This is a genomic window from Chlorobaculum tepidum TLS (assembly GCF_000006985.1).
Lineage (GTDB): Bacteria > Bacteroidota > Chlorobiia > Chlorobiales > Chlorobiaceae > Chlorobaculum > Chlorobaculum tepidum.
This window is the reverse complement of the sequence record NC_002932.3, coordinates 170,161-182,548: the sequence shown is the minus strand read 5'-3', so window position 1 is coordinate 182,548 and position 12,388 is coordinate 170,161. Positions and strand designations below refer to the sequence as shown.

The 12,388-nt window shown below is 54.6% G+C and carries 11 protein-coding genes; 7 read left to right on the top strand and 4 right to left on the bottom strand.

Going from position 1 to position 12,388, the window contains the following annotated elements; all coding sequences use genetic code 11:
* Nucleotides 1–73: 73 nt before the first annotated feature.
* On the bottom strand, nt 74–463 hold the full coding sequence (locus AYT24_RS00875; protein WP_010931868.1) for a hypothetical protein: 390 nt from the start codon (nt 461–463) through the stop codon (nt 74–76).
* Nucleotides 464–861: 398 nt separating this feature from the next.
* Between AYT24_RS00875 and serB the strand changes: the two genes are divergently transcribed.
* The 5 genes from serB to AYT24_RS00850 all read left to right on the top strand — a co-directional run bounded on the left by serB (nt 862) and on the right by AYT24_RS00850 (nt 6,122).
* A complete protein-coding gene (gene serB / locus AYT24_RS00870; RefSeq protein ID WP_010931867.1) occupies nt 862–2,085 on the top strand; it encodes a phosphoserine phosphatase SerB in 1,224 nt (407 codons plus the stop codon).
* A 144-nt stretch (nt 2,086–2,229) separates the two neighbouring features.
* Nucleotides 2,230–3,657, top strand: coding sequence for a UbiA family prenyltransferase (locus AYT24_RS00865; protein WP_010931866.1), 1,428 nt, complete (start codon nt 2,230–2,232; stop codon nt 3,655–3,657).
* Between the two features lie 16 nt (nt 3,658–3,673).
* Complete coding sequence (locus AYT24_RS00860) at nt 3,674–4,078, top strand: GtrA family protein (RefSeq protein ID WP_010931865.1); 405 nt, start codon at nt 3,674–3,676, stop codon at nt 4,076–4,078.
* Nucleotides 4,075–5,382: an FAD-binding oxidoreductase gene (locus AYT24_RS00855; RefSeq protein WP_010931864.1), complete on the top strand. Its 1,308-nt coding sequence runs from the start codon at nt 4,075–4,077 to the stop codon at nt 5,380–5,382. Before AYT24_RS00860 ends, AYT24_RS00855 begins: the two co-directional genes overlap by 4 nt.
* Nucleotides 5,382–6,122: an SDR family oxidoreductase gene (locus tag AYT24_RS00850; protein ID WP_010931863.1), complete on the top strand. Its 741-nt coding sequence runs from the start codon at nt 5,382–5,384 to the stop codon at nt 6,120–6,122. The genes AYT24_RS00855 and AYT24_RS00850 overlap by 1 nt, the downstream gene beginning before the upstream one ends.
* Nucleotides 6,123–6,208: 86 nt before the next feature.
* On the opposite strand, the gene AYT24_RS00845 is transcribed toward AYT24_RS00850, so the two are convergent.
* Genes AYT24_RS00845 through alaS form a run of 3 tightly spaced genes read right to left on the bottom strand, consistent with a single transcriptional unit; the run spans nt 6,209 to nt 9,706 of the window.
* A complete protein-coding gene (locus AYT24_RS00845) occupies nt 6,209–6,496 on the bottom strand; it encodes a 4Fe-4S dicluster domain-containing protein (RefSeq protein ID WP_010931862.1) in 288 nt (95 codons plus the stop codon).
* A gap of 32 nt (nt 6,497–6,528) precedes the next feature.
* Nucleotides 6,529–7,023, bottom strand: coding sequence for a 4Fe-4S dicluster domain-containing protein (locus AYT24_RS00840; protein ID WP_164926805.1), 495 nt, complete (start codon nt 7,021–7,023; stop codon nt 6,529–6,531).
* A 25-nt stretch (nt 7,024–7,048) separates the two neighbouring features.
* On the bottom strand, nt 7,049–9,706 hold the full coding sequence (alaS, locus tag AYT24_RS00835) for an alanine--tRNA ligase (RefSeq protein ID WP_010931860.1): 2,658 nt from the start codon (nt 9,704–9,706) through the stop codon (nt 7,049–7,051).
* A gap of 320 nt (nt 9,707–10,026) precedes the next feature.
* Here alaS and AYT24_RS00830 point away from each other — a divergent pair, with 320 nt between their 5' ends.
* The gene (locus AYT24_RS00830; protein WP_010931858.1) at nt 10,027–10,290 is read left to right on the top strand and encodes a hypothetical protein; all 264 of its coding nucleotides are present in this window, start codon (nt 10,027–10,029) and stop codon (nt 10,288–10,290) included.
* 211 nt (nt 10,291–10,501) lie between these two features.
* The gene (locus AYT24_RS00825) at nt 10,502–12,385 is read left to right on the top strand and encodes a 2-oxoacid:acceptor oxidoreductase subunit alpha (protein ID WP_010931857.1); all 1,884 of its coding nucleotides are present in this window, start codon (nt 10,502–10,504) and stop codon (nt 12,383–12,385) included.
* The last annotated feature ends 3 nt before the right edge of the window (nt 12,386–12,388 follow it).

Here is a 12,388-nt window from a genome sequence, read left to right as displayed (position 1 = left end):
GATAACTTCTTTACCTTTAAAAAGAATGGACCACTTCCATACGCGTATCCATAACTTTCAAGGACGACATCAATCACTCTGACAGGTTCAAGGTGGCGAGTTGGAAATAAATTCCATTAGGAGGTATATTTCCAGCAACATCAAGATACAAAACCTCACCATTTTCCATCACGGCTTTACGAAACTTTGAAATACCGGATGGTTCATAAATTATTCTGTCTTCAAGCTTTCCTTTTCGACCAACATAATCTTGATAGGACAATTCTCCTCCTAATACCATTGGCCATTTATGCCATAAGGGATAACCATACTTTTCACCACCGGGGTATGTAGTTGCGAAAACAAACTCTTCACCGGTAGATGAAATGTATTCTGGCGATAGAGATTCTTCTGAATATGTAATCTTATAAGAGGTCATCAGAAAAGACAGGATGAGAAGAAATACTAATATTGGGTATTTCATTAGAAAGATGTTTTGATGGTCTAAAGAGAATTTTATAGATGATGTCTGCGAACCTACGAAGGTGGGGCTTGTAGCCCATCTGTTAGCACCTCAAGACTGGCGATCAAAGCCTCCGCTATCCGCGCCCGTTCGGAATCTTTTTGCCTGAGCGCACTGCTCAGAATCCTGTCCGCCTCGGTTTTAATTATCTCATTTTTCTTTCCTATGAAATGTGAGCAACCTTCGCGGACCACCCAAAACACCGGACCAACCCGCCATCCCCACTTTTTGAACCTTCCCAAAACAACGCTATCTTTCCCCATGCTTTGTCCGCAAACTGGGCGGAATCATAAATCATTACAAGGCAACGCCTTGCCTCTTCCCCTCCACCGACGAGGACTAACCGAGAATTTCAGCACATGCACGAACTGCTGCTCATCAACATTTCCGGGCCGGACAAGCCGGGCCTGACCTCCAAAATTACCGAAGTGCTTGCACGATACAACGTGCCGGTGCTCGACATCGGCCAGTCGGTCATTCACAACCACCTCTCGCTCGGGATGCTCATCGAGGTGCCGAAAGCCTCCGCCTCCGCGCCGATCCTGAAAGACCTGCTCTTCACGGCGCACACGCTCAAGCTGGAGATCGAGTTTTCACCCATCTCCACGCGCGACTACCACAAATGGGTTGGCGAACAGGGCAAGCCGCGCTACCTGCTCTCGCTGCTCGGCAGAAAAATCACGTCGGAACATCTCGAACGGGTCACCACGCTGGTCGCCAGCCACGGCTTCAACATCGACACGATCAACCGCCTCTCGGGCCGTCTGCCGCTCAAGGACGAGGGCGATTCCGGCAAAACAAAAGCCTGCATCGAGTTTTCGCTGAGGGGTGCACCCGCAAACGAAGAACAGTTCAGAACTGAAATGCTGGCCATCACCGACAGCCTCGGCATCGACATCGCCTTCCAGGAGGACAACATCTTCCGGCGGACGCGACGGCTCGTGGTGTTCGACATGGACTCAACGCTGATTACGTCAGAGGTGATCGACGAACTGGCCAAAGAGGCCGGATCAGGCGAGCTGGTGGCGGCGATCACCGAGCAGGCGATGCGCGGCGAACTCGACTTCACCGAGAGCCTGAAAAAGCGCGTCGGCACGCTGGCGGGGCTGGAAGAATCGACGCTGCAGAAGGTGGCCGAGCGGCTGCAACTGACCGAAGGCGCCGAGCACCTCTTCTACAACCTGCATCGCCTCGGCTTCAAAACCGCCATCCTCTCCGGCGGCTTCACCTACTTCGGGCGCTACTTGCAGAAAAAGCTCAACATCGACTACGTCTTCGCCAACGAGCTTGAAATCGTGGACGGCAAGATGACCGGCAACGTCATCGGTCAGGTGGTCGATGGCAAGCGCAAGGCGGAGCTGCTCGAGCAGATCGCCGCCACGGAAAACATCCGCCTCGAACAGACCGTTGCGGTCGGCGATGGCGCCAACGACCTGCCAATGCTCGGCAAAGCCGGACTCGGCATCGCCTTCCGCGCCAAGCCAATCGTACGCGAAACCGCAAAACAGGCGATCTCAACGCTCGGCCTCGACGCCATTCTCTATCTGATGGGATTCCGCGACCGCGACGCGCTGGCGGTGTAGAGAATCCAGCATTCCCGGCGTACGGAAATCATGAGGCCTGTCAGCCCCCTCCTCATGTTCCCGAAGAACAGTTCTTTTATGATATATTGTTCATGAAACCAGCTGATCGGCACTATCCTCAATCTATAACAGAGTTTTGCTCCCATGAACAAACCGCTGGTTGTGGATCTTGACGGGACCCTTTTACGTTCGGACATGCTCATCGAGTCCGTGCTCGCCTATTCGAAAAAGGGAATCAGACCTGTGTTTCACCTTCCGTTCTGGCTGCTGGAGGGAAAAGCGATCCTGAAAGCCCGGCTTGCGGACAGGGTTGACCTGTCGGTTGAGGTACTGCCCTATAACACAGAGGTTATCGATTTCATCAAACAGGCAAAGCGGGAGCAGCGCCAGATCGTCCTTGCCACCGGCACACATAAGATGTTTGCCGAGAAGATCGCCGAACATTTGGGATTGTTCGATCTTGTCATCGCCACTGAAAACGGCATCAATCTGTCAGCGCGATCCAAAAGAGACTGCCTGATCGATCAGTTCGGTGAAAAGGGATTCGACTACATCGGCAATTCCCATGATGATGTGGTCGTCTGGAATGCGGCCGATAAGACCTACCTTGCCGATCCCGAGCCCGGAGTCAAAAAGAAGATGGACCTGCAAGGAGGCGTTGCCCGCGTTTTCCAAACGAGGCAAAGCTCGCTGCGAACCTTTTTCCGGGCCTTGCGTCCGCACCAGTGGCTAAAAAATCTGCTGCTCTTCATTCCGCTCATCGCTTCGCATCAGCTCACCAATATCACCCTGATCGCCGATGCGCTGCTGGCGTTCGTCCTTTTTTCGATGACCGCATCGAGCGGCTACCTGATCAACGACCTGCTCGATCTGGAAAGCGACCGATACCATCCCAGAAAACGCAACCGGCCGCTCGCTTCGGGCGAACTGCCAATTCTGATTGGACTGATTTCAGCTCCGCTGCTTTTCCTGGCTTCATTATCCGCATCGCTGATACTGTTATCCGCGACATTCACGATTTCGCTCGTCACCTATTACCTGCTGAGCGTTGTCTATTCCCAGTACCTGAAAAAAATCCCTCTGGTTGACACCATCATGCTCGCCGGTCTTTATACCGTGCGGATTCTTGCTGGTGCATTTGCCTGCTCTATTATACCGACATTCTGGATACTCGCATTCTCCGTCTTCTTTTTCCTCAGCCTTGCCATGCTCAAACGCTATGCTGAATTACTGGATCTGCAGACAAAAGGCGATACGGCAAAAACCAGCGGCCGCGGCTACTACCCCAGCGACATTCAAATCATCGCCAGTCTCGGTACGGCCTCGGGATACCTGTCAATACTGGTGCTTGCGCTGTACATCCAGGATGCCAGAACCATTGCGATGTACAAAACTCATGAGCTGATCTGGCTTGCCTGCCCTATCCTGCTTTTCTGGATCAGCCGCATGTGGATGCTCACTCACCGTGGCCAGATGCACGATGATCCTGTCCTGTTTGCCATCAAAGATCGCACAAGCCTGATAACCGCCACCCTTTTTGCGTGTATATTTTTCCTGGCCATTCTTGTTTAAGATATTTTGATGCGCAATGAAAATTTCTACGTTGTACACTCTCTTTGCCATATTGGCGACCGCCGCAAATATAGAAGTTCAGGATATATCTATCAGATACTATTCCGGCCAGTATGCCATAGCCATTTCAGTTGGCTTAGGCACTCTTGCCGGTCTGTTGCTCAAATACATGCTTGACAAGCGCTATATCTTTCGGTTTAAAGCTGAAAACCCGATTCATGACACCCGGACATTCCTACTTTATAGCATGATGGGAGCGGTCACCACACTGATTTTCTGGGGCTTTGAGTTCGGATTCAACCATCTTTACCACACAAAAGAGTCAAGATATCTTGGTGCCGTTATCGGCCTTGCGATCGGATACGCATCAAAATACCAGCTCGACAAGCGATTTGTTTTTAAACAGGAGGGCGCTTCATGAACACGTCCGGATGGGGAAAATACCCTGAAATTGAGGCACAAGTACTGACCCCTTCTTCCGAAAAAGCACTGCAAGACCTCATCGGAACCGGAAGTTATGATGGCGTTACGCCGCGAGGACTTGGGCGGAGTTATGGTGACAGCTCACTCGGCAAGCTGATGGTAAAAACGCTCCGTTTGAACCATATGCTCTCTTTTGAGCTGCAATCGGGTCTGCTTCATTGTCAGTCAGGCGTCAGCCTCGCCGAAATTCTGGAAGTTTTCGTGCCGCGTGGCTGGTTTTTACCGGTAACACCCGGCACAAAACTGGTGACTGTTGGCGGGGCCATCGCCAGTGACATCCACGGAAAAAATCACCACATCGACGGCTGCTTCTGTGATCACGTCGATTTTCTTGATCTCCTGACCGGCTCAGGGGAGATCATCCGCTGCTCTCCTCATGAGCAGGCGCAACTCTTCCATGCGACCTGTGGCGGCATGGGACTTACCGGAATCATCCTTTCAGCAGCGATTCGCCTCACACCAATAAAAAGCGCTTACATCGACCAGGTCACCTTCAAATCAGCCAACCTCGGAGAAAGTTTTGAACTCTTTGAAAAACAGGCTGAACAGCCCTATTCCGTAGCCTGGATCGATTGTATCTCCAGCGGTGACAAGCTTGGCCGGTCACTGCTCATGACCGGCAAGCACGCACAGCATGGAGCACTTGCCGCCCATCATAATCCAGGGCTTTCGGTACCTCTTGACCTGCCGTCGTTCATCCTGAATCCATACTCCATAAAAGCATTCAATACACTGTACTATCACAAAGCAAGGCAACGGGAAACGCATGCAACGGTTCATTACGATCCGTTTTTTTATCCGCTTGACGGCATTGGTCACTGGAACCGGATGTATGGCAAAAACGGCTTTACCCAGTATCAGTTCGTCATTCCGAAAGAGGCCGGCCTACAGGCCATGGACTTGATTCTTCGTACCATTGTGAACTCGAAAAAAGGCTCATTTCTTGCCGTGCTCAAAGCATTCGGCAAAGAGAACCGGAACCTGCTGAGCTTTCCAATGGAAGGTTATACCCTGGCTCTCGATTTTAAAATCGAGCCGGATCTGTTTCCGCTTCTGGACCGGCTTGATGCCATGGTACTCGATCATGGGGGCAGGCTCTATCTGACAAAAGACGCAAGGATGAACGCTGAAACCTTCAGAAAATGCTACCCAAAATGGGAACAGTTTCAGAATATCAGGCAGCAATATGGTGCCCGACATACATTCCTCTCAATGCAATCACAACGCCTGGGACTTGACTAATGCAGAATATCCTTATCATCGGCGCAACATCAGCTATCGCCGAAGCAACGGCTCAACAATTTGCTGCAAAAGGCCATCGGTTTTATCTGCTCGCCCGCAATGAAGAGCGCCTGAAGACCATCGCTTCAGATCTGCTTGTCAGAGGAGCATCTGCTGTTGAAACCGCCCTATTTGATGCGAACGACACAGTGAACCACCGGACTGTACTTGAAAAAGCAAAAGCGACAATAGGCTCTTTCGACATAGTTCTTATTGCCCACGGCACTCTTGGCAATCAAAAAGAGTGTGAAACCAACCCTGAGCTGGCGCTGAAAGAACTGCAGACCAATGCCCTGAGCACGATATCGTTACTTACCCATACAGCGAACACCATGGAACAACAGCATCATGGTACAATCGCCGTGATCAGTTCCGTTGCGGGTGATCGGGGACGGCCATCCAACTATGTCTATGGAACAGCAAAGGCCGCCGTTACGACCTTCTGCGAGGGACTTCGTGCCCGCCTTCACAAAAGCGGCGTTCACGTGCTGACCATCAAGCCCGGCATGGTCGAAACACCTATGACAGAAGGCATTTCCGCACCGGACATGCTTTTAGCGAAGCCAGAGCAGATCGCCAGCGATATTGTCAATGCAATTGAAAAGAAAAAGGACGTGCTTTATACCCCGTGGTTCTGGAAATATATCATGATGGCCATCATTCATATCCCGAATACCATATTCAAAAAGTCTTCGTTATAATCCTCAAGACCATATTCCAGAACATATCAGAACATTGCTGGGAATCTGGTTGCAACTCCTGTAAAGCCAGTGTCTTGCCGCTGAGATTACTCAATATACTCCACGAAGCGCTCGAAGTCGAGCGGATCGGGCAGGGTGATCGCGCCGGAGGGGCAGACGGGCACGCAGCGGGTGCAAAGAACGAGGCAGTTCATGGGATGGGCAACCTGCATTTTCGGACGTTTCACCACTGCGGCGTCCGGTTCAGGAGCACCGGGCGCGAACACTCCGGGACGGCAGAACTCAGCGCAGGCTTCGCAACCATTGCAAATGTCCGCATCGATAGCCGGATACCACGCAATCTCCTCCCTCGGCGCAAGCAATCGTTTCCTCATACCCCTCCCGATTATCAATTATCAACTTTCAACTAATCCAGATACTCCACATACTTCTCAAAATCCTCTTTCTTTGGCAGGACAATCGCGCCGGAGGTGCAGATGGGAACGCAGCGGTCGCAGAGAACGAGGCAGTTCATGGGGTGGGCAACGATGAGTTTCGGGCGGTGAATGCCGGTCGGGTCGGGTTCTCCAAGCTCGAAGACACCGGGTTTGCAAAGCACCTTGCAGTCGCCGCAGCCGTTGCAAAGCTCCGGCTTGATGACCGGAAACCACGGAATCTCCTCGCGCGGCACGAGCAGGCGCTTTTTGCGCTTCGCCGATGCCTTGCTCGCCGTCGGTGACTTTCCGGCAAGCGTCGCGTCCACCGCTTTTTTCCAGGAGTTGTCCGGATCGACGCACGACTCCTCGGTTTTATTCATCGAGCGCGACTTGAGCGCACGCCGCAAATTGCGGACGGGCACCAGGCCGCAACCATCGCACGAGGGTTTTTCACATCGTCCGAAAAAACAGTCAAAAATCAGCATCACTCATTCATGTTCAAACCGTTCATCACTGTAACGCAGACTTCACCGACGCGACGAAAACCTCGATGGCTTTGTCGATTCCGGCAGGCTCCTTGCCGCCCGCCGTCGCCAGTTCAAGCTTTCCGCCGCCGCCGCCCTTGACCGAGGCCGCTGCCTCTTTGACCAGCTTGCCCGCGTCGAGTTTCAGCGACTTGACCGCCTCGTCCGAAGCAAAGGCGACCAGCGATACCTTGCCGTCGGCCACGCCGCACAGCAGTCCGACCGCGCACGGCACCCGCTCGCGAAGCGCCACTGCCGCCTGGCGGAGTTCATCACCACTGACGCCGTCGAGCCGTTCTGTCATAATGCGGCATCCGTTGACCTCTTCGCCACCGGCCAGCGATGCGGCCAAGCGATCGAGCAGTCCGGCGAGACGGCTCTCCTGAAGCTGCTTGTCGAGCGCTTTTTTCTCTTCGAGCAGCTCTTTGATTTTCGGCCCAGCCTCTTCGTCTGCCTTGAGCTTCAACAGATTTTTGATCTCCTGAAGATCGCGGTACTCCTGCCAGAGCAGCGCTTCGGCAGCCGCGCCCGTGACCGCCTCGATGCGGCGGATGCCGGCGGCGACCGATGATTCGCTGACGATCTTGACCATGCCGATCTGGCCGATGTTGCCGACGTGGGTGCCGCCGCACAGCTCGATTGAGATACCGGGCACCTCAACCACGCGCACGCGGTCGGCGTACTTGTCGCCGAAGAAGGCAAGCGCACCGAGAGCGAGCGCCTCTTCGTAGGGCACGTCGGCGTGCTTGGTGACGCTGGCCGCTTTGCGAATCTCGGCGTTAACCTCGTGCTCGACCTGCTCCAGCTCCTCGGCGCTCACCTTCGAGAAGTGGCTGAAGTCGAAGCGCAGCCGCTCCGGCGTAACCAGCGAGCCCTTCTGCTGCACGTGCTCACCAAGCACCTTGCGCAGCGCAGCGTGCAGCAGGTGCGTGGCCGTGTGGTTGCGCTCGGTGGCGACGCGGCGATCGCGGTCAACGGCGGCCTTGACGGAAACCACGCCGTCAAAGCTGACGTCGGCTGGCGTAACGGCGCAGTCGCGCACCTTGTCATGCGCCGAGGTGACGACGTGGACAATCTGCTCGCCATCCTTGCGCGTATCGGTCACGTCGAGGCGGTATCCGGCGGTTTCGAGCGTACCGTGGTCGCCAACCTGACCGCCGCTTTCGGCGTAGAAGGGCGTCTGATCGAGCACCATGAGAAGCTTGTCGCCGCTGACCCGGGCGGCGACAAGCGTCGCTTCCGTTTCGAGCATGTCGTAGCCGACAAAAGTGGTCGGCGCTTCCGGCGCGAACCACTGCCACTCGCCGCCGTCGTCCTGCATTTGCATCTTGCCCTTACGATCCATGCGAGCGCGGGTCTTTTGCTCCATCATGCAGTGCTCGAAGCCCGCTTCGTCAATGCCGAGGCCAACTTCGGCGGCCATCAGGCGCGTCAGGTCAAGCGGGAAGCCGAAGGTGTCGTACAGCTTGAAAGCGTCCGCGCCTGAGATGGTGGTGCTTCCGGCCGTTTTCATGTCTGCGACCACCTCGTTGAAAATTTCGGTGCCGCGTCCGAGGGTGACGAGGAAGCTCTCTTCTTCGGCGCGGATGATCTTTTCGACCGTCGCCTGCTGCTTCTCCAGCTCCGGAAAGACGTCGCCCATCGTGCGCACCAGCACCTCGACCATTTTATAGATGATCGGCTCGTGGCAGCCGAGCGTGCCCGCGTAGCGCACGGCGCGGCGCAGGATGCGGCGCAGCACGTAGCCGCGCCCCTCGTTGCCCGGCATCGCGCCGTCGGAGAGCGCGAAGGTGAGCGTGCGGCAGTGGTCGGCGATGACACGCATGGCGATATCCGACGGGCTGTCGAGCGAGGCGGTGTAAACCGTACCGGTCAGCTCGGTGATACGGTCGAAAAGCGGCGCGAAGACGTCGCTGTCGTAGTTCGAGGATTTGCCCTGAAGCACAGCGGCCACGCGCTCGAAGCCCATGCCGGTATCGACATGCTTCTGCGGTAGCGGCACAAGAGTGCCGTCGGCCTGACGGTCGTACTGGATGAAGACCAGGTTCCAGAGCTCGATCACCCGGTGGTCGCCAACGTTGACGAGCGGGCCGCCCGAACCGTCGGGAGTGAGATCGATGTGGATTTCCGAGCAGGGGCCGCACGGTCCGGTTTCGCCCATCTCCCAGAAGTTGTCTTTGTCGCCGAACTTCAGGATGTGCGAGTGCTCGATGTCCGTTTCGCTCTGCCAGAGCTTAAAACTCTCCTCGTCGTCGTGATAAACCGTGGCATAGAGGCGCTCTTTGGGAAGCTTCCAGACCTCGGTCATCAGCTCCCACGCCCAGCCGATCGCCTCCTTTTTGTAATAGTCACCGAACGACCAGTTACCGAGCATCTCGAAAAAAGTGTGATGATAGGTGTCGCGACCGACATCTTCGAGATCATTGTGCTTGCCCGAAGCGCGGATGCACTTCTGCGTGTCGGCAGCGCGAGTGTACTCCCGCGTGCCCTTGCCGAGAAACACGTCCTTGAACTGGTTCATACCGGCATTGGTGAACAGCAGCGTCGGGTCTTCCGCCGGAATGACCGGCGCAGAACGCACGATGCGGTGCTCCTTGCCTGCAAAAAAATCGAGGAACGACTGCCGTATCTCTCTTGAATTCATAAGTATCTGTAGCTTATCTGTAGCTTGCGGGCATCGGGAAACACATGAACGGCAATCCTGCGACACCCTTGTGGGTTGAGCTGCGATGCGCGGCAAAGAGCCAACCGCAGCAGTTTTCGGCTCGAAATTTACGGTTTTTCAGGCTCGATGCCAACGGATTTTGTGAGGAGCAATTTTAGCAGGGAACCCAGCCATTTCACGGCTTGATAATGATGTTAAAAAAAAAGACACTATATTATTTGGTTAGCTATTCGTAATCCTGCAAAAAATCCTGCGAAAAAAAAATCTTTTGCTGTCAACGGCAAACGGGAAGTCATGTTATGAGCTGGGGAATCGAAAATTCGAAAAAGAGGAAAGACATCCTCGACCTGATGGATATTGGCGTCAGAAAAACCATGGCCAATCCAAATTATGTCAACGAGGTACCCAAAAGCACCAACGGTTGCTGGATGGACCAGATTTACGGCCTGATGCGCTGCGACATCTGCGATCTGAGCAGCCAGTGTCCGGTCAGGGAGGAAGAGGAGTGGCAGGCATGGCTGAAAGAACACAACATAGTGATCGAGAAGAAAAAAGCAGAATAACCCACGCATACTCTTGCATCGACAGCCGTCGTGCCGTATATTTTTGTTAAGGCGAAAAATTGCCTAGGGTTAAGTATTGTCTGCCCGAACCCGCCGTTAAGAGAATTTCTCCATACAACCACGACATCATCTCTTTGCTGTGACCAGGTCATATGCGGGAGTTTTTTTGCCGTCCAAAACTTTTTTCTGAAAAAAGGAAGAGGGGATACCCATGAGTGACACCGTAATCTTAAACAACAATGACATGGTAATATCAAAAACCAACGTGTCAGTGCTTTTTGCCGGTGACTCCGGTGACGGCATGCAGCTTACCGGCACCCAGTTCGCCAACACGGTGGCCGTTTACGGCTCGGATTTGAACACCTTTCCGAACTTTCCTTCGGAAATCAGACCTCCTGCCGGTACTGTGGCAGGCGTATCGGGCTTTCAGTTGCAGTTTGGCACAACCGGCGTCTATACTCCGGGCGCGAAGTTCGATGTCATGATCGCCATGAACGCTGCCGCGCTGAAGGCAAACCTGAAGAACCTGCACCATGGTGGCATCATCATTGCTGATACCGACGGGTTCGACGCAAAGAACCTGAACCTTGCTGGTTACGGTGAAACCAACAATCCGCTCGAAGACGGCACGCTGACTGATTATACCGTATTCAAAATTCCGGTAATCAGCCTCACCCGCCAGGCGCTTGCCGATACAGGCCTGAGCACCAAGATCATCGACCGCTGCAAAAACATGTTCGTGCTCGGCGTGCTCTACTGGCTCTACAGCCTGCCACTCGAAACCACGATCGAGGCATTGCAGTCAAAATTCAAGAATAAACAGGACATTGCCGAGGCCAACATCAAAGCCGTCAAGGCAGGCTACAACTTCGGCGATGAAACCGAAATGTTCTCACAGCATGGTCGTTTTTGTGTCCCTCCGGCCCAGAAAAAAAAGGGTGTTTATCGCCGCGTGACTGGCAACGAAGCTTCGGCTATCGGTCTTGCCGCTGCCGCCCAAAAGGCTGGACTGGAACTCTTTCTCGGCTCCTATCCGATCACCCCGGCTTCCGAAATTCTCCAGACCCTTGCCGGCTTGAAAAAGTGGGGCGTCAAAACGTTCCAGGCTGAAGACGAAATAGCCGGTATCCTGACCAGCATCGGCGCGGCCTATGGAGGTGCGCTTGCCGCCACCAACACCTCCGGCCCCGGTCTGGCGCTCAAAACCGAAGGGATGGGTTTGGCGGTTATCCTCGAACTTCCGCTGGTGATCATCAATGTGATGCGCGGCGGCCCGTCCACCGGTCTGCCGACCAAGCCGGAGCAGTCCGATCTGCTCATGGCTATGTACGGACGTCACGGCGAAGCGCCGATGCCGGTCATCGCGGCCATGTCGCCGGTTGACTGCTTCTACGCCGCCTACGAAGCCGCGAAGATCGCCGTCGAGTACATGACTCCTGTCCTTTGCCTCACCGACGGCTACCTCGCACTCAGCTCTGAGCCGATGCTGGTGCCATCGCCGGACGAGCTGGCCTCGATCACTCCCATGTTCTCGCCAGAGCGCAAAGCCGACGATCCGCCGTATCTGCCGTACAAGCGCGACGAGCGCTGCGTCAGGCCGTGGGGCATCCCCGGCACACCTGGTCTCGAACACCGCATCGGCGGTCTCGAAAAGCAGAATGAAACCGGCCACGTTTCGCACGATCCGGAAAACCATGCACTCATGACCAGATTGCGTGCTGAAAAGGTTGCAAAGGTCGCCGATATTATTCCTGATCTCACCATCGACAACGGCCCGGAAAAAGGCGATCTGCTCGTCCTCGGCTGGGGTTCGACCTATGGCGCCATCAAGAAAGCCGTCGAGCAGGCTCGCGAAGGCGGACTTGACGTTGCCCACGCGCACCTCCGCTATATCAACCCGTTCCCGAAAAATCTCGGCGCGATGCTCGGAAACTTCAAAAAAGTGCTGATTCCCGAAAACAACTGCGGGCAGCTGCTCAGCCTCATCAGGGACAAGTTCCTCATCGAACCGGTCGGCTTCAGCAAGGTTCAGGGCCTGCCGTTCAACGAGATGGAAATCGAAGAAAAAATCACCGATATCTTAAAGGAGCTCTGAATC

What these genes read in the sequence shown, in the direction of transcription:
- AYT24_RS00850 (WP_010931863.1), top strand. Translation starts at nt 5,382, where the DNA reads ATGCAGAATATCCTTATCATCGGCGCAACATCAGCTATCGCCGAAGCA.
- AYT24_RS00860 (WP_010931865.1), top strand. Translation starts at nt 3,674, where the DNA reads ATGAAAATTTCTACGTTGTACACTCTCTTTGCCATATTGGCGACCGCC.
- AYT24_RS00855 (WP_010931864.1), top strand. Translation starts at nt 4,075, where the DNA reads ATGAACACGTCCGGATGGGGAAAATACCCTGAAATTGAGGCACAAGTA.
- AYT24_RS00830 (WP_010931858.1), top strand. Translation starts at nt 10,027, where the DNA reads ATGAGCTGGGGAATCGAAAATTCGAAAAAGAGGAAAGACATCCTCGAC.
- serB (WP_010931867.1), top strand. Translation starts at nt 862, where the DNA reads ATGCACGAACTGCTGCTCATCAACATTTCCGGGCCGGACAAGCCGGGC.
- AYT24_RS00845 (WP_010931862.1), bottom strand. Translation starts at nt 6,496, where the DNA reads ATGAGGAAACGATTGCTTGCGCCGAGGGAGGAGATTGCGTGGTATCCG.
- alaS (WP_010931860.1), bottom strand. Translation starts at nt 9,706, where the DNA reads ATGAATTCAAGAGAGATACGGCAGTCGTTCCTCGATTTTTTTGCAGGC.
- AYT24_RS00840 (WP_164926805.1), bottom strand. Translation starts at nt 7,023, where the DNA reads ATGCTGATTTTTGACTGTTTTTTCGGACGATGTGAAAAACCCTCGTGC.
- AYT24_RS00875 (WP_010931868.1), bottom strand. Translation starts at nt 463, where the DNA reads ATGAAATACCCAATATTAGTATTTCTTCTCATCCTGTCTTTTCTGATG.
- AYT24_RS00825 (WP_010931857.1), top strand. Translation starts at nt 10,502, where the DNA reads ATGAGTGACACCGTAATCTTAAACAACAATGACATGGTAATATCAAAA.
- AYT24_RS00865 (WP_010931866.1), top strand. Translation starts at nt 2,230, where the DNA reads ATGAACAAACCGCTGGTTGTGGATCTTGACGGGACCCTTTTACGTTCG.